Raw genomic sequence first — 17,400 nt, forward strand, 5'->3', positions numbered from 1 at the left:
GAAATCCTCTATCGAGGCCTTTCAAAGATGAGCGACCGCGTTTAGATGTAGGATTTATCGCCAAATAGAATTTCCGTTTTCGAATGCTCGAAAACTTATAGATTCTATTGTAGTAACATAAAAAAGCTGGGACCCTGCATGATGTGCGGGTCCCAGCTTTATTGTTAGGGCCTGATGAAGCCCCTCCGAGCCAACCAGCGCTCGCACAGCTCCGTCCAGCGAGCCGAGTCCGGCACTGTCTCGCCGAGGCCAATGCCATGCACGCCTTCCTCAAACACGTGCAGCTCGTGCGGAATACGATGGCGGGCCAGCGCCATGGCGAACAGCATGCTGTTCTCCGGCGGCACCGGAACGTCCTCGGCGGTATGCCAGAGGAAGGCAGGCGGAGTCGCCTCCGTAACCTGAAGCTCGTTCGACAGCAGCCGGATCATGTGCTCCTCCGGCTCTTGGCCTAGCTGCACCTCTCTGGAGCCAGCATGACCGTAAGGCTCCTGGAAGGAGATAACCGGGTAGCATAGAATCAGCGTGTCCGGGCGGCAGCTGTGACGCTCGATGGGATCTTCTGCGGAAGGCTCGCCGCTGTCGAATTGCGTGCCGACCGTCGACGCCAGATGTCCTCCGGCTGAGAAGCCGAGGATGCCGATGTGGTCGGGATCGATATTCCATTCATTCGCGTGATGTCTGGCGTAACGAATCGCCCGCTTCGCGTCCAGCCATGCGGCGGGATAAGCATACGGGTGGACGCGGTAACTCAGGACCGCGGCGGACACGCCGATTGAATTGAGCCACTCCGCGATAGGAGTCCCTTCATAGGAGGCGTGTCTGTGATACGCACCACCAGGGCACACAATAACAAGCCCCTTACGCTCGGAGCCGGGCAGCAGGAACAGCTCCAGCGTTGGGATGTCCCCTTCATTCGAGCCTAACGCCAGCGGCGCATCGCCTGGCCATAATCGTTTGATTGTTTCTGTCATTCTACCTGTACCTCCACGCCATCAGGCGCCTCATATGTAGTGCGAACGCTGCCATCCTGCATGCGTTCGTGACGGACGGAAATCGCCCCGTGCGGGGTCGGGTACGTCCCTTCGACCCACTCCAGATCATGCAGATTTGGCTTGATGCGGGCCTTGCGGAAGCCCGGTTCTGCTGGCGTAACGCCGAGCACGTATTCCGACAGCCAGGCCGTCGGACCAGACGCCCAGCCATGGCACAGGCTGTGGCGATATCCCTTATAGCAGTATCCGCCATAAGTGCCATGCACGTCAACCTTGCCAGGAGGCGTCAGCTCGTCTATGCGGGCCGCATTGTTCATCCACGAGATGTCGAAATCCTCCCAGAACGTCGTTGCTCCGAGCTCCAGCATACCGCCCCAATAGGAGCGAATGCTGTCCAGGCAGCCTCCGATATCGCCGGCCTCTGCTCTGGCGCGCAGCATATAATAGCCATAGAAGGTAGAATACCCCTTAGGCGCGTCTGGCGCGATAACTTCGCGATTCGCTTCGGCGGGGTCCAGAAGTCCTGCCAGCGCCTGCAGTGCAGCAGCTTGCTTGCTGTTCGCATGGTGGGGCACTTGGCCTCGCAGCCGCCGTTCGAGCGACTCGCACAGGCTTACACATTCTTCTTCGCCGAACAAGCGGGATAGCCTGGCGCCCGCCTGCATCGCAAGCACGAACAGCGCATGGACGCCAGCCGTCACGCCAGCTGGATTGGAGGACGCCGGCCAGTCGAGGAACGGCCGGAACACGTCAATCTGACCCTGGTCGTCCACCTTTTCCGCCAGCTCCCGCAGCAGCCCGGTTATATACTCCCGCTGCTCCAGCAGGTAGGCCTCGTTGCCATGCTGCATATACCAATCATGCTGAACGAGCAGCCACCAGATGGAATAGGTCGGCATGTCCATGAACATAGGCAGCGGCGAACGATCCTTTTTGAAATCCATACTCTCCGTCACAACTTCGCTCTCACCAAACACCGCGCTGATTGTCGCAACCTCGGGATGCATGTCGCCCGTCCACACCATCCGATCCCGCTTGATGCCGTCCCAGAGATAGTCCTGCATGTTCAGATGGACCGTATAAGCCCCCGTATCCCAGATACGGTTCAGGAGCGGATCACTGGAACGGAAGCTTCCTATATATTCGATATCCCGGTAGACGAACACAGCCTGCACGCTTTGAAGCTGAAGCGAGCCCTCATCCAGCAGATCGATTCGGGCGAACCGGAAGCCTGATGTGCCGAACTCGGTATAGCCCAGAAGCGCGACATCCACAACGCTGTCTCTCGCCGCATGATGATTCGTCGCGTTGCGCTCTCCGCCTAGCTCGCTCATCGCTTCCATGGCGGATTCGCCTAGCCGGATGCGCACGCGCGCCGTTCGGTTCGCAGGAAATTCCCCTTCAACAACCGCAATCCGAATGCCGCCATGCAGCTCCACTCCGAAATCCAGCAGAATGCCCGGCGCCTCACCATTATTTGTTAACACGCAGGCGTTCGGCGCTTCCTTGGTCACTTGTCCTCCATTCGAGCCGAGCAGCCCCTCCGGATTGCTGATTGTGGACGCGTTCCCGGATGCCGTCGTCCATACGATGCGGGTCGGTTCGATATAAGCTCTCACGCGCGGATCTACGGTGAATCCTCGTTCCTTAAGCGCTTTTATACTCATGCGACTCATCTCCTCTCTCAAGAAAAGCGGCAGCAATCAGTCGATGGCCACTGCCTTAAACTTACGATAAAGCAATCAACCCCGAACTCCTTCCGTTGCGGAAGGAAGAACGGGGTTCTGCTTATTTCAACACCAAGCGGGGATCACTCCATTTTGAACGATATTTCGTTCAAACCGCTGCTGCACATCTAGCTGTTGGGGTCAGTTGTTCGGTGCCTTCTCCATCATCTAAGATACATCGTTAACGGCATTAGATTCAGCTCACGAATACCCTGTACAACGAGCTCCGCAATACGAAGGCTGCCGTACTCCTGGAAATGCGTGTTATCCTGAACGCCGCTGGAATAGTTGAGCCACTCGCCCGGCTCTCCCCATAGGAGCAGCTTCTTCGTCTCCTCCGGCCCCAGCTCTTCGTACAGCCGCTTGCTCTTCTCGGCCAAATCGATCAGAGCGACGCCTTCCTCCTGTGCAAGCTCTCTTACCGCATCCAAATACGCGCCGTGCGTATCCTTCAGCTTACCGGCTTCATCGAAAAAGCGTCTCTGCACGGATGTGATCAATACAGGAGTCGCGTTGGCAGATCGGGCCGCATCGACATAACGCTTCAAATATTCCTTGTACGTCGTCTCCGGGTCCGTGAACCGTGCCTCGTCCGGCTTCTGGTCGTTATGCCCGAACTGGATGAACAGGAAGTCGCCTTCCTTGATCTCCTCCTTGATCGCGTCCAGCCGCCCCTCTCCAATAAAGCTCTTGGAGCTGCGGCCGCCGACCGCATGATTGGCAACTGCTACATCATGCTTGAAATAATACGGCAGCATCTGTCCCCAGCCGGACTGCGGGAAGATGCCGTCGCGCGGATCCGTCACCGTCGAATCACCGGCAAGAAACAGCGTAATCAGCTCAGGAGAATGGGCGATCCGCAGCGCGTTCAGGCGAGGCGCTAGACCGCCGAAGCTGAGCTTCAGCTTCCCGCCGCGCACGTTGACGGCGAATTTCTCCCACACGATCTGCCCCTGAATCGTTCGGCGATCCTTCAGTATAAGCCGTTCACCGTTCGTCTTCAGGGACGTGTGGGTTGGGGCGAGCTCATCGCTCAAGCTTAGGTCTACGATATAATTGCCGTCTGGCACATCCACGACGAACGTTGCGTCGAACGGGATGCAGAAATCCCCGACAAGCGGCTCGCCGCTTCGTCTAACCGCCGATACCTGCGAGCCTTTCACAAAGCCGTAGCCGCGTTCGGAATCATAGCTGTCAGCAGGCGTTACTTTGCGATAGCCTTCTCCTGCTACGCCTTCCGGGCCAAAGTCGAATTGGAATGTCATAGCGTGCGTTGTCCCCTCTCTAGCTAGAACTTCACCAGACCGTCTACGTTCACCGGAAGGCCTGTACGCATAGAGATGTTGCCCGCAATGCCAGTCAGAATCGACATAGCGCCGTCTACGTGGGAAGCTGCGCGCTTATAAGGGTCGTCAGCCGGCACGCCAAAAATATCGTTCAGCAGAATCGGGTCGCCGCCGCCATGGCCGCCAACGCCCTCTTCAATCTCCGCGTCATACGCCTCGCCGAACATCGGAATAACCTTGATGCTCTTGGACTGCAGCGCGCCCTCGTCTTCCTTCTTACCGCCGGAGTTCACGTACGATTGCTCGACGATTTTCATCTCAATACGGCCTTTGGAGCCGTTGATGTTCACCTGGAAGCCCTCCCACGGCATATAGCAGTTCAGGGAGTAGGTCATGATAGCTTTGTTTTTGTAACGAACGAGAACACCCATCGTATCCTCGATGGAGATGCCGTCGCCGAATACGCTTTGGTCGCGATAGTAGCCGTCCTCATGCTCCGCGTCCGCGTACATGCCCTTCAGATCAGCGCTTTTCTCCAGATCCAGCGCGAACGGATCGTTTTTGGCCGCTTCGCTGCCTCTCGTACGACTGTAAAACTCTGTTACGCTGCGCTTCTCCGCGTTCTCCTTGCCGTAGAACAGCAGTGAGCCTTGCGCGTATACCGACTGCGGCTGTGTACCCAGCCAGAAGTTGACGAGGTCAAAGTGATGCGTCGACTTGTGCACGAGCATACCGCCGCCGTTGCGCTTGTCCCGATGCCAGCGGCGGAAGTAGTCCGCGCCATGCTGGGTGTTCAGCAGCCATTCGAAATGAACAGAATGCACGTCGCCAATCGCGCCGCTCATGATCAGCTCGCGAACCTTCGTGTTGTGCGGGGCATAACGGTAGTTGAACGTGACGCGAACATTTTTGCCCGTGCGCTTGACCGCATCCAGAATTTCCTGGCATTTCTCCTCGTCGACCGTCATCGGCTTCTCGGTAATGACGTCGCAGCCCAGCTCCAGCGCCTTCACGATATACGTATGGTGCGTGCGGTCCACCGTCGTTACAATGATGGTGTCCGGCTTCTCGGCGCGGATCATCTCTTCGAACGCATGGGCTTTGTAGGTCGGAACAGCATGGTGGCTGTAGCGCTCCTCCAGCACCTTGTTCGCGTAGTCCATTCTTGTCTGGTTCGTATCGCAGAACGCGACCAGCTCGGAAGTATCGCGGTAGTCTCTTGCAAGGGAACCGTAGAAAAACTGAGCGCGGCCGCCGGTGCCGATTAATGCATACTTTTTCTTCATGGTGGGAGGTCTCCTTTTTTGAACATCATATATTTGATAACGTTTTCTTTTACTCTAACGTAATATTCGCTTATAATCGACTATAATACTTGCTCTTTTTTATGGAAAAGTCGCAAATCTTGCACACAGGGAGGCTGCATCCTTGGATAGAGTAGGCGTGTATTATAATGAAGCGGGCACCATTATGCTGGATCATACCATCCGGACGGGCAACTTCACGATGACGATCCAGCATGCTCACGACGAATACGAGCTGTATTACTTAATGTCGGGCCAAAGGGATTATTTCATACGGGATCGGACGTACAGAGTGGAGAAGGGGAGCTTTGTATTCGTAGAACGCGAGGAGTTGCACCGGACCATAGATACGGGGGTGGCGAATCATGAGAGGGTTGTCTTCAACTTCTCTCCTTCGCTTCTTGCGGGCTTTCCGCTGATCGGAAGCAATGGGGTTATTACTCTGCCGCTGCAGGAGCAGTATAAGGGCGAGGCGTTAATCGCTGAGCTGATCGAGGAGGCCAGGGGGCACGCCACCGGCAGAGACGTGATGATGGAATCGCTGCTTCGGCAGCTTCTGCTGCTGTTATTCCGAACCCAGGCCGAGCATGTTACGACGGAGGAGCAGCCATCGTCCGCTCACCGGGTCATCTCGGAGGTCGCTTCTTATATTGGCGACAATTATCACGAGTCTCTAAGGCTGAACGACGTGGCGAAGCGCTTCTACATCAGCCCCTACTACCTGAGCCGCAAGTTCAAACAGTGCACGGGCTTCGGCTATTCGGAATACGTCCAGCTGGTGCGGGTAAGGGAAGCCCAGCGGCTGCTAAGGGAAACGGATTTGAAAATGATCGAGGTAGCGGCGCGAATCGGCATCCAGCCGGTCGCGAACTTCTACAAGCTGTTCAAGTCGGCCAATGGCTGCTCCCCGCTGCAGTATAGGAAACGGCAGCGAGGGCAGCAGTGGGTTGAGGATTGAGCTGTAATTCGTAAAGCTTGGCTGAAAGATTCATCCATGCTTCCTATAGATGACTAGCTCTCTCTCGTAAACATATGCTGATCCTTTAATCGAATCAGAACCTTGCCGTAGCGCCCGCCTTCTCGAATGACAACCTTCCCGGAAGGATAGGCCTGCTCCAAGTAATCGGCAACTATCCCTCGATTCCGCTCATCTTCCGGAATGCGATGATGGCTGAGCCAAGTCATGGCTTCCTGCAAGGCTGCGGCGCTAGAGATTTCTTTGGTCTTCTCTTCCTTCGTAATGAGCGATTCATAGGAATATCCTTTGAGATAGAGCAGGTGAAGCAAATATCCCATTTCGGATAGGATGGTTTGGTAGGCTCGGCCTGTTACAAGAGGCCAGATTTCTTCAACTAAGCTGTGCTGTGAGGGAACGACAGGCATGCTGATATAACAATAATTCCGGGAGCATTGCAGCAGCTTCTCTACACTTGGCCAGTTGTATACGACCGGGCTCATGGACACAAATACGAGGTCGAAGGCCTTCTCCCATCCATGCTCAGCCACATCAATCTCTTCAAATGGCATTGGCACAATGTTGACCTGCTCCGCGAATGGCGAGGTGTTCTTCCGAAGAAGCTCTACCAGCGGCGGCGACGATTCCACAGCCGTTATTCGAGCTCCCCGCTCAGCGAATGGTACTGTGAACACGCCTGATGCGGCGCCTATATCGAGTATAGAAATATTTTGAAATTGAACCCCTTGTCCTTCCATCCAATTCATTATACGCTTGCTTCTCTGTCTTCCCTCTTCACTAAAGGATTGTTCATTGAATGCCTCGGCCTTAGGGTCAAAGGAACGCGCTAGATTAACGCCGAGCCTCTTCATACGCTCTAGCTTCAGATCCGTATCCTTTTTCCAAGCCGCTTCCCATAACTCAGCAGAGAAAAAATCGTTCATAAGCTCTCCTTTCATGATACCCCCTGCTCCTGCTCGGCAGCCTTTCCTTTTCCCAGGAAAAGTCCCAGAAGCAGCGCTGCAATGGCAGCAGCAACACCGAACCAGAAGGCTTGATGGATGCCAACGGCCAGGCCGTTAGTCATTTCGATGGGGGACGATGGATCGTTTACGTTGCTCAAATAACGCTTCTGCCCATTCGACATGATACTAATGTAAAGGGCAATCCCTACTGCGCCGGACACTTGCTGCAGTGTATTCAGAATCGCGGTCCCGTGAGGATGCAGATGGCGGGGCAGCTGATTAAGCCCGGCTGTCTGTACAGGCATCATCACTAAAGCAATGCCAATCATAAGGATGATATGTGACGCCATAAGAAATCCGGTCGACGTTGCGGCATCGAATCGGGTAAACAGCCACAACGAAATGACGGTTAGGGTCAACCCGGGAATAACCAAAACCCGTGGTCCAAATTGATCAAACAGCTTGCCAGAGATGGGCGCCATAAGTCCGTTCAGAATGCCGCCTGGCAGCAGCACCAACCCCGACTTGAAAGCCGTCATCAGCAGCACGCCCTGCATAAACAACGGAAGCATGATGGCGGACGAAAAAAAAGTCATCAGGAGCACAAACATCAGTACTGCTACAAGCGCAAATACGGGATAACGGAATACGCGTAAATCCATAACGGGGTTCTTCAGCAGCAATTGCCGCCAACTAAACAGAACCAGCGAAACGCCGCCCGCGGCGATCATCCAAATCACCAATGGCTCCGACCAGCCCCTTTCGCCAGCGCTGCTGAACCCATACACGATACCGCCGAAGCCGATGGTAGAGAGGAGAATAGACAAAATGTCCACTTTCGGCCTGGTTACTTCCGATACGTTCTTCAATACAGCGGCTCCAACGATAATGGAGAGCAGCGCAAAGGGCAATACCAGATAGAACAACCAGCGCCAGGAAAGTCCGTCAACAATCAAGCCCGATAAGGTAGGTCCGATTGCTGGCGCAAACATCACGACAAGCCCCAGCATCCCCATCGCACCCCCGCGTTTTTCTGGCGGATAGATGGTCATAATAATATTCATAATTAGAGGCAGCAGCACCCCTGTTCCAATCGCCTGAAAAATACGTCCTGCCAGCAGCACGCCAAATGCTGGCGAGATCGCTGAGATAAGCGTGCCTGCAAAAAACAGGCTCATGGCAGACAAAAACATTTGACGAGTGGTGAACCACTGCTGCAATACCGCCGTCACCGGCACTAACACCCCAACGACTAGCAAATAGGCCGTGGTTAGCCATTGAATCGTAGTCGCAGATGCATCAAAGGATGCCATTAATGCAGGGAAGGCATTGCCCATCAGCGTCTCATTCAAGGCGGCAACAAACATGCCTACGATCATTGCAACCATGATTGGACCACGCTTTAAGTTGGTTACATCCATTATAAATTCCCCCTCCAGGCCTCACTATTCAGCTCATTGTTTATAACCGCGGCAACTAACGCCCCATTGGAAGCTGCTGCTATGGCCTGGTGCAATCGCGATGCGACATCTCCGGCGCTATAGACGCCTGGAATGTTTGTTTTGCCAAATTCATCAACCTCAACCGATCCCATGTCCGTCATCTTGCAACCCAGCCCCTCCGCCAAGTTCGAGCCCGCAACAAGCTCTGGTCTGAAAAAGATGCCTCTGCACGCGACAGCCGTGCCGTCCTCCAGAACGACCTGGCGGACAATGCCGTCGTCGCTGGAGTCAATCTGCCTAATAGGAGACTCAAGCAACGGCACTCCATTGCTTCTGAGCTCCTCTCGCTGGCTCTCCGTTAGTTCATCGGGGCCATTGGTGCAGACCGTCAGACGCTTCGACCAGCCGGAGATGACCGGGGCAAAATGCATGAGCTCAGCGCCTCTATTAATAATAACAAGCGGCTGATCCCTTAGCTCCCAGCCATCGCAATACGGGCAGACAAAAGCGCTTTTCCCGTATACGTCCGCAAGTCCGGGGATATCGAGGGGGCGATCCTTCATGCCCACCGCCAATAATATTTTTTTGGCTAGAAGCTTCAGGCCATTCGTGGTTTCTATGGTGAACCTGCTATCGGCGCCTGTAATGGCCCCTGCTGCTTCTGCCAGGATGGATACAGAGGGATAAGCAGCAATCTCCTCCTTCGCTATTCGCCGAAACTCGCCAGGCGCTATTCCGTCCCGTGTAAGAAACCCGTGCATCTCTCCAGTCACAGCATTGCGGGGACGGCCCTCATCAAGCAAAACCACGTCTTTCCTTGCCCTTCCCAGCACCAAAGCCGCGTTCAGTCCAGCCGGTCCGCCGCCGATAATGACCACATCATACAATTGATTCTCCATGTTAAATTACCTCCATTACCGATCTTTAATATCCATAATTAAAGCGCAAGAAGTGTGTTACTTCTTGTTACCCCCATGGCTGCAACGCTTGAGCGCCTCATCCAGTACCGTCTGGATCGTATGCTCCCGTAAGTATTGGTGCAGCTGCTGCTCCGCGCCGTACATGATTTTCTCAACCAGGCAATCCTTCTTCTCCCCTGAACACCTCTGTTCCTCCGGTGCAGCTCCCTGCTCCGCTAACAGTTGATGCTGCTGCGAATTCGAATTGGAGCATTCGAATAACTGCTGCCTTCCTTCAATCACTTGAATCACATCTAGAAATGAAATCTCTCCCGCCGGCCTGGCTAGCTCATACCCGCCGTTCACGCCAGGTACGGCGCGTACAATGCCATCCTGTCTCAGCTTCGACATGATCTTGGACAAGTAGCTTTCGGACACACCAAGCGTCCCTGATAATTCCTTGATGCCAATATGATGGGAGCGCTCTGACAGTCCGAGATGAATTAAGGCGTGTAGAGCATAATCGGTGCTTTTGGAGAACTGCAACACCCCTCCCTCCCTTCATAAAACTTATTATGGATACAATATATCCATAATAGCAGATCCATTTTTACATTGCAACCATTCTTATTGAATTTATGGATGTCTCGTTGCAAACAAGCGTAAACGGCTGCGCCGTCCTTTGGCGGTGCAGCATACGTTTCGCGTTGAAATATAAGCTCAGTATAGAGAAAACTTATACTTTCTTATATTTTGAAAAAGGAGCCGCACCGCCATTCCATATCGGTATCAGCTCCTTGATCCCCTTAACGGGTTTCCCTATGAATCGTAACCTTCTTCAGACGCGGAGAATACTTCTTCATCTCCAGCCGGTGAGGCGTGGTGCGTTTGTTCTTGGTGGTCGTATAATTGCGGTCTCCACTTTCCGTGCAGGCCAATGTAATAATGACACGCATTCTGGACTCCTCCTTTCCTGTTCTTCCCCCGGTCGGGGAGCTGCATGTTTAGTGGAGCTGCTCCTCCAGTTGTACATCCGACTGATTCGGGAACTCGTCCTGGAACTCGCTCCAGTCCATAGCCATCTCCTCGTCCGTCAGCAAGCATTGGTCAAGCTCGCCGGTAATGGCCGGTCTGTCCATGTCAAGACCAATAAACACGAGCTTGTTGATTCGGTCGCCATATTGATCATCCCAATTGTCCGCAAGCGACGGCTCTTCCATAAGCAGCTGCTGACGCTCCTCCTCCGGAAGCGCTGCCGCCCACTTGCCAGCGGGTCCGAATTGAATGGATGGTCCTGCCTGGCTGAAGCTTTGGGCCATATCGCCGCGGGTTGCGAGCCATACGATGCCTTTGGCGCGGACAACCTCTTCCGGCCACTCGCTCATCCAATTCATCAGACGTTCCGGATGGAATGGCTTCACGCGCTCGTATACGAACGATGTAATGCCATATTCCTCCGTTTCCGGCGTATGGTGCTCCTTCTCCATCTCCTGCATCCATCCTGCCGAACGGCTTGCTTCATCGAAATTGAACAAGCCCGTATTCAGAATAGCGGAGGGACTGACTTGCCCCCGTTCGGCGCGAATCAGTCTGGCGCGCGGCTGCAGCGTTCGAAGCACCTTCTCCAGATCCTCCAGCTCACGCTCGCCGACCAGGTCGCATTTGTTCAGTATAAGCACATCGCAGAATTCGATCTGATCAATGAGCAGGTCCACCACATCGCGGGTGTCATCCTCCCCTACAGCCTGCTTGCGGTCCATAAGCGACTCGCCTGAGGCGAAATCTGCCCAGAAGCGATAGGCATCCACGACGGTGACCATACAATCAAGCCTGCAAAACTCGGTCAGATCAATGCCTTGCTCCTCATCGATATACGAGAAGGTCTGCGCAACCGGCACAGGCTCGCCTACGCCGGTGGATTCGATCAGAATATAATCGAAGCGTCCCTCCTTGGCCAGCCTCTCCACCTCGCGAAGCAAGTCCTCACGCAGCGTGCAGCAGATGCAGCCATTGGACATCTCGACCAGCTTCTCCTCCGTCCGCGACAGTCCTCCGCCGTTCTGGATCAGGTCTGCGTCGATGTTCACCTCGCTCAGGTCGTTGACGATCACCGCAACCTTGAGCCCCTCGCGGTTGTTAAGCACATGATTCAATATCGTGGTTTTGCCCGCGCCTAGATAACCGCTCAAGACTGTAACGGGCAGCTTTTTGTTTTCGTTCATTTCCCCACACCTCAACAGGCCAATCAGATTTCGCCTCTAACCGCCCCAAAATTGTAATCGTTACGATTACTAATTGTAATGATTACGATAGACAAAGTCAACTCATATCGACAGAGTCTCTTTGGTTCTCTTGCTCCTGCAACGCTCTGGCACAGCTCTCCATCAACAAGCAGAAGGAGCGATTGTGTCCGATGTAGAAGGAGGACAAGTCATACCGGTTGCGCCCCGGCTCATAGGAGACCTGCAGCCGATGTCTCATTCTCTCCATCGCAAGCTTAACAAAAGCATCCGCTTGGGGGGATGCGGGAAATGTTATGTAAGCATACAATGAATGATCAACGGGCTCATCCCGCAGACTCACTCCCGCGCAAGAATATTCCGTTGCGATCCCCAATTGGTTGAGTATTGTAAGCGCCGGCAGCAGCTCCGCATCCACATGGGTCCCGCTGAAGCATATGGTCCGCTTGGCTCGAATGACAGGCTTAGGAGTTGCGATCCACCTGCTCAGCTCTTTCTCCCTGTCTCGCCAACGCTGCTCTTCATGCTTGCTAATCACGATTTCCGATTCCTCGATCCCTTGTACGTAAGCCAATCCATCACGCTCCATTGCCATTAGAATGCCGGCAGAGGGTCCGCGAGTGAACGCCAATTGCCGCTCATCTCTTCGGGGGTCAGCAACGCTCCGTCCAACGATTGGCTGATGGCTTCCTTATCCAAGTCAATGCCAATCAATACAAGCTTGGTCACGCGGTCGCCCCATTCGTCGTCCCAATCAGGCGATTTGGGATAATTCTCTCCGAAATAAGCCTTTCTCTCATCCTCCGACAGAGACGCGACCCACAAGCCTGCCGGGGCAAGCTGCCGGGATACGCCCGCCTGACTGAAGGAGATCGCCGTGTTGTTGCGAGTTGCCAGCCACAATATCCCCTTGGAGCGGACCACCGCCTTCGGCCACTTCGCCATCCACTTCAGCAGTCGTTCCGGATGAAAAGGAATTTTGCGCGTGTAGACAAAAGAAGAGATGCCGTACTCCTCGGTTTCCGGTGTATGGTGCTCCTTCTGCAACTCCTGAATCCATCCGGCCGACTGGCTTGCCGCATCGAAGTCGAACAGGCCTGTATTCAGGATCTCCTTGGGATTAATGTTCCCCTGACTGGCCCTGATGAATTTCGCGCGCGGCTGAAGCCCCCTCAAGGCGGTTTCCAGCTTCACGAGCTCTTCCTCGCTGATCAGGTCGCACTTATTAATAATCAGCACATCGCAAAACTCTACCTGATCGGTAAGCAAATGCACAACATGTCTTGTATCCCCTTCGCCAGCCTCTTGATTCCGCTGGCTTAAAGATTCCGAAGAGTTGAAATCCTGCCAGAAGTTGAAAGCATCAACGACCGTCACCATACAGTCCAGCCGGGTCAGCTTGGACAAGTCGATATTTTGCTCCTCATCTACGTAAGTGAAGGTTTGGGCGACCGGAAGCGGCTCGCCAATCCCTGTCGATTCAATGAGGATGTAATCGAACCGCCCCTCCATCGCCAGACGCTCCACCTCCTGCAAGAGATCGTCTCTGAGCGTGCAGCAGATGCAGCCGTTGGACATCTCCACCAGCTTCTCTTCGTTCCGGCTTAAGCCGCCCCCCTCACGCACTAATTCCGCATCGATGTTCACTTCGCTCAGATCGTTGACGATAACGGCAACCTTAAGACCCTCGCGGTTGTTCAGAACATGATTCAGAATGGTCGTCTTCCCCGCGCCGAGATAGCCGCTCAGCACCGTCACCGGGATCCTGCGTTCTGCCTGCAGAGTGCTCATTCCATATTCCCCCTTCAAAATGCGTAATAATTACGATTAATACCGAAAGAAAAAGTGCCGAGCTTAAAAGCTCAACACATCTTGGGCTGATATTCGGCCAGCGCTTCGTCGATATGAGCCGTCCGGAGCACGCAATCCTCAATAATTGCCTTCCTCTTAGCCTTGAGGACGATCTGTTCCATATCCGCATAGCTGCAGCCCGCCAATCGCTCTGAAGCGATTTCCCTAACGCCATCTTCATGTTCGAATTCGCCAAGCAGCAACGAAATATATTGCTCTCTGCCCGCTTCATCGGGCAAGCTGTAAGACATCTTCGTATCGAAGCGACGCCAGATCGCATTGTCCAGCTCTGTCTCCAGATTGGTAGCCGCCATGAAGATGCTGTCGCCCTCGAATTCGTCGAGACATTGCAGCAGCGTATTGACAACCCGAGCCATTTCCTTGACTTCATCGTTGTTTTCCCGCGTTCTTGCAATAGCGTCGAATTCGTCCAGAAACAATACGCATGGCGATGCTTTTGCATACTCGAATATCTTGCGCACATTGCTCGCCGTTTCGCCAAGGTGACTGTGGATGATAGCATCCAGCCGAACAAGAATGAGCGGCAGCTCCAATCTGGAGGCCATATAGAATGCCGTTAGCGTCTTGCCCGTCCCTGGAGGGCCGAACATCACCACTTTATTCGGTATCGGCACGTCGTGCTGCTGGAATTTGTCCTTCATGGCCAGGATCGTAATAAACTCCTCAACGATCTGCCGGTTCTGAGGCGGCAATACGATCCGCTTTACTTTCTTCGTGCATTCCTTTGCCGCATAATAAGCGGCCATGTCTATGCCTTTGGCCCGCGGAAGCCGCGAGTTTGTTGCCGATTTAGCCATCTAACTTTCTCCCTTGATGTGAAAATTGCCCCATAGACTGGCTGACTAGTCATACCTAGCGCTTCCGATACTCAAGAAATCCAGAACAGTCCTTCCGCGTCGAGCTCCACCTGTTCCAGCTGCCGTTCGAAGTCAGGGTCCGGAACGATGGAAGAGACGGGCTGGAAGCTCCCGTCCTCCTGCTTCGCGTAGACGCGCCAGCTCCCAGACTCCAGTCGAAATTGCGCGATGTTGGCGCGGCTCCATTCCCGCTCAGGATAGGCTGGCCTTCTCTCGCATAAGGTTAACAAATCGCCGTCCCACTCGTACACCAGTCTGACGGAAGAACGCACGTTATGCGGAACCTTCAGTTCTATGTAGCCGTCCAAAATTTTCTCAAGCCTTCTGACTGTGAATAGGTCCATCATCCTTCACCTCGAACAATTACCAGCTAGACTTCTTGATACCAGGAATTTGGCCCTTATAGGCCAGCTCCCGGAACACGATACGAGACACCTTGAATTTGCTCAGGTAGCCATGCGGTCTGCCGGTTACTTGGCAGCGGTTATGCAGGCGAGTCGGCGATGCGTCCCTCGGCAGCTTCTTCAGACCCTCGTAATCCTTGTTTTCCTTCAATTGCTTTCTAATCTCGGCGTAACGGGCAACGGTAGCCTGACGCTTCATTTCTTTGACAACCTTCGATTTCTTAGCCATTAGGATATAGCTCCTCACATAATAGTAATTATTACGATTAATTATAAGCGCAAATTATCCACATTGCAAGTACTGAGCAAGCCGAACTTAGCCCGAATGTCAGTGTCCGGCTACAGCAACAAGATCGCATCAAGAAAGGAGGTATAGGTAAGGGCCCCGATACCGGACAGCACGATCAGACTTGGCGCTTAACAGGATAACTGGAATATTGGGGGGGGGCTTCCCGTCACCGTCACTATGTGGTAGCCCTCATTGCACCTTCAGCATGAAATGATATGCGACAATAAAAACCCACCATCGGCCCGGCAGCCTAGGGGTGGGTTTTTAGTTGCATTTGCTCACTCTTCAATTATCAATCCAGCGCGGTACGCCGTCGGGGACTCTCCCATTGTCTTGCGAAACATCTTGGAGAAGACGAGGGGATCGTCGTAGCCAACAGACCGGGCAATATCGCCAACCGCGAGCTTCGTCGAGACCAGCAAGTCGCAGGCCCGCCTCATCCGGTAAGCAATGAGATGCGCCTGAATACTGCTGCCCATCTCGTCGTGGAATAAGGCGTTCAGATAGCTCCTCTGCAAGCCAATGCTCCGCGCGATGTCTTCTACTGTAAGATGGCTTGCATAATTCGCTTCAATGAGATGAACGACTTGCGCAATGTAGCGCTCCCGCGATTGCGGCACGAGAATGGCGGGCACAGTCGATCCCGTCTCGATGATACCGGACAGCCACTCGTACAGCAGCCCTGTCAGCCTCATAACACGACCGGCCTTCATATAGCTTGTACTCTCCATTCGCTGGATTAAGCCTTCATAGAAGGCTGCATCTTCTGCGCGGAATACAGGCCGCTCGTTGGACAGCCCTGCCTGGCCAAGCAAAGTCGCCGCTTTGATGCCATCGAAGCCGATCCAGCAATAACGCCAGGGGCGCACCTCATCCGCCGCGTAGCGGGAAACGGTGCCGGGACTGATCAGGAAGCCTTGTCCCGGACCCAGATGATAGGCATTGCCCGCAATTTCGAAGTCGCCCTCCCCCTCCAGCACGCAATGAATTTTGTAATAATCCCTTACGCCGGGCCCAACGGTATGATTCGGCGGGCATTGCTCCATGCCGAATTGAACAAGATGAAGGTCAAGCTGATGCAGGTTAGGGGGCAGAAATTCGATCATCCTTCTCCTCTGGAAATCTCATCGATCAGCCGCAGCTCCTCGTCCGAGAACGCGAGATTGTCCAGCGTCCTGACGTTCTCCTCAATCTGGCTCACTTTGCTGGCGCCGATCAGAGCGGAGGATACGCCGCCTTCACGAAGCACCCAAGCAAGCGCCATCTGCGCCAAGCTTTGGCCCCGCTGCCGGGCAAGCTCGTTCAGCTTCTGCACAATTGCCAGCTTTGACTCTGTGATGCTGTCCTTGCTGAGGAAGCGGCTATGGCCGGCAGCCCGAGAATCAGCCGGAATGCCGTTCAAATATTTGTTCGTCAGGACACCCTGGGCAAGCGGCACAAATCCGATAATGCCGACGCCTTCCTCATTCATGGCGTTATGAAGGCCATCCTCAATCCATCGGTCCAGTATGGAGTAGCTGGCTTGATGAATGAGACACGGCGTGCCTAGTCGCTTCAGGATGGCAGCGGCCTCGCGGGCCTCCTTTTCCCTGTAGTTGGAGAGTCCCACATAGAGCGCTTTGCCTTGGCGAACGATAAGATCCAGAGCAGCCATCGTCTCTTCCAGCGGTGTGTTGGGATCTGGACGATGATGATAGAAGATATCCACATAATCGAGCTCCATCCGACGAAGACTCTGGTCGAGGCTGGCCACAAGATACTTCTTGGAGCCCCAATCGCCGTAAGGCCCCGGCCACATATCATATCCCGCTTTGGTAGAGATCAGCAGCTCATCCCGGTAAGGCGCCAGGTCCTTCTTCAATATTCGACCGAACGACTCCTCCGCCGAACCGTAAGGCGGTCCGTAGTTATTGGCCAGATCGAAGTGTGTAATACCCGCGTCAAAGGCCGCCCGTGCGATAGCCCGCCCGTTCTCGAACACATCCTGTCCGCCATAATTGTGCCACAGACCAAGCGATATGGCCGGAAGCTTGATGCCGCTTCTTCCGCAGCGATTATAGACCATTTGGTTATATCGGCTTTCGTCAGCTGTATATGGCATAATCTCAATCCCTCCGCAACGTTTAGTATCGTATTCCTACGATTTATTATGACAACACTCCGGC

General features: G+C 54.1%; 18 protein-coding genes. 1 reads left to right on the forward strand and 17 read right to left on the reverse strand.

Annotated elements, in window-relative coordinates:
* Positions 1-164: 164 nt before the first annotated feature.
* The 4 genes from AB1S56_RS18845 to AB1S56_RS18860 all read right to left on the reverse strand — a co-directional run bounded on the left by AB1S56_RS18845 (position 165) and on the right by AB1S56_RS18860 (position 5,294).
* Positions 165-974, reverse strand: a complete 810-nt coding sequence (locus AB1S56_RS18845) for an alpha/beta hydrolase (protein WP_340871222.1) — start codon at positions 972-974, stop codon at positions 165-167.
* Positions 971-2,662 (reverse strand): alpha-L-rhamnosidase C-terminal domain-containing protein, encoded by a 1,692-nt coding sequence (locus tag AB1S56_RS18850; protein ID WP_340871221.1) that lies wholly within the window; start codon positions 2,660-2,662, stop codon positions 971-973. Before AB1S56_RS18850 ends, AB1S56_RS18845 begins: the two co-directional genes overlap by 4 nt.
* 224 nt (positions 2,663-2,886) lie before the next feature.
* Positions 2,887-3,987 (reverse strand): GDSL-type esterase/lipase family protein, encoded by a 1,101-nt coding sequence (locus tag AB1S56_RS18855; RefSeq protein WP_340871220.1) that lies wholly within the window; start codon positions 3,985-3,987, stop codon positions 2,887-2,889.
* A 23-nt stretch (positions 3,988-4,010) separates the two neighbouring features.
* Positions 4,011-5,294 (reverse strand): Gfo/Idh/MocA family oxidoreductase, encoded by a 1,284-nt coding sequence (locus tag AB1S56_RS18860; RefSeq protein ID WP_340871219.1) that lies wholly within the window; start codon positions 5,292-5,294, stop codon positions 4,011-4,013.
* A 142-nt stretch (positions 5,295-5,436) separates the two neighbouring features.
* On the opposite strand from AB1S56_RS18860, the gene AB1S56_RS18865 reads away from it, so the two are divergent.
* A complete protein-coding gene (locus AB1S56_RS18865; protein ID WP_340871218.1) occupies positions 5,437-6,270 on the forward strand; it encodes an AraC family transcriptional regulator in 834 nt (277 codons plus the stop codon).
* A gap of 53 nt (positions 6,271-6,323) precedes the next feature.
* On the opposite strand, the gene AB1S56_RS18870 is transcribed toward AB1S56_RS18865, so the two are convergent.
* From AB1S56_RS18870 to mgrA, 13 genes are all read right to left on the reverse strand, one after another.
* Positions 6,324-7,211, reverse strand: coding sequence for a class I SAM-dependent methyltransferase (locus tag AB1S56_RS18870; protein WP_340871274.1), 888 nt, complete (start codon positions 7,209-7,211; stop codon positions 6,324-6,326).
* An 11-nt stretch (positions 7,212-7,222) separates the two neighbouring features.
* On the reverse strand, positions 7,223-8,653 hold the full coding sequence (locus AB1S56_RS18875) for an MDR family MFS transporter (protein WP_340871217.1): 1,431 nt from the start codon (positions 8,651-8,653) through the stop codon (positions 7,223-7,225).
* Entirely contained in the window at positions 8,653-9,573 is a 921-nt protein-coding gene (locus AB1S56_RS18880; protein ID WP_340871216.1) for an NAD(P)/FAD-dependent oxidoreductase, read from the reverse strand. Before AB1S56_RS18880 ends, AB1S56_RS18875 begins: the two co-directional genes overlap by 1 nt.
* Positions 9,574-9,630: 57 nt before the next feature.
* Entirely contained in the window at positions 9,631-10,119 is a 489-nt protein-coding gene (locus AB1S56_RS18885; protein ID WP_340871215.1) for an Rrf2 family transcriptional regulator, read from the reverse strand.
* A 260-nt stretch (positions 10,120-10,379) separates the two neighbouring features.
* Positions 10,380-10,529 (reverse strand): 50S ribosomal protein L33, encoded by a 150-nt coding sequence (gene rpmG, locus AB1S56_RS18890; RefSeq protein WP_340871214.1) that lies wholly within the window; start codon positions 10,527-10,529, stop codon positions 10,380-10,382.
* 48 nt (positions 10,530-10,577) lie between these two features.
* On the reverse strand, positions 10,578-11,795 hold the full coding sequence (locus AB1S56_RS18895; protein ID WP_340871213.1) for a GTP-binding protein: 1,218 nt from the start codon (positions 11,793-11,795) through the stop codon (positions 10,578-10,580).
* A 97-nt stretch (positions 11,796-11,892) separates the two neighbouring features.
* Positions 11,893-12,387: a hypothetical protein gene (locus AB1S56_RS18900; protein WP_340871212.1), complete on the reverse strand. Its 495-nt coding sequence runs from the start codon at positions 12,385-12,387 to the stop codon at positions 11,893-11,895.
* 20 nt (positions 12,388-12,407) lie between these two features.
* A complete protein-coding gene (locus AB1S56_RS18905; RefSeq protein WP_340871211.1) occupies positions 12,408-13,604 on the reverse strand; it encodes a GTP-binding protein in 1,197 nt (398 codons plus the stop codon).
* Positions 13,605-13,675: 71 nt separating this feature from the next.
* Positions 13,676-14,482 (reverse strand): ATP-binding protein, encoded by an 807-nt coding sequence (locus AB1S56_RS18910; protein WP_340871210.1) that lies wholly within the window; start codon positions 14,480-14,482, stop codon positions 13,676-13,678.
* A gap of 71 nt (positions 14,483-14,553) precedes the next feature.
* On the reverse strand, positions 14,554-14,889 hold the full coding sequence (locus tag AB1S56_RS18915) for a DUF3024 domain-containing protein (RefSeq protein ID WP_340871209.1): 336 nt from the start codon (positions 14,887-14,889) through the stop codon (positions 14,554-14,556).
* Positions 14,890-14,905: 16 nt separating this feature from the next.
* Positions 14,906-15,175, reverse strand: coding sequence for a 30S ribosomal protein S14 (gene rpsN, locus AB1S56_RS18920; protein ID WP_340871208.1), 270 nt, complete (start codon positions 15,173-15,175; stop codon positions 14,906-14,908).
* Positions 15,176-15,513: 338 nt separating this feature from the next.
* Positions 15,514-16,341, reverse strand: a complete 828-nt coding sequence (locus AB1S56_RS18925; RefSeq protein WP_340871207.1) for an AraC family transcriptional regulator — start codon at positions 16,339-16,341, stop codon at positions 15,514-15,516.
* A complete protein-coding gene (gene mgrA / locus AB1S56_RS18930; protein ID WP_340871205.1) occupies positions 16,338-17,336 on the reverse strand; it encodes an L-glyceraldehyde 3-phosphate reductase in 999 nt (332 codons plus the stop codon). The genes AB1S56_RS18925 and mgrA overlap by 4 nt, the downstream gene beginning before the upstream one ends.
* Positions 17,337-17,400 lie beyond the last annotated feature (64 nt).

The sequence above is a fragment of the Paenibacillus sp. PL2-23 genome (assembly GCF_040834005.1).
Taxonomy (GTDB): Bacteria; Bacillota; Bacilli; order Paenibacillales; family Paenibacillaceae; genus Pristimantibacillus.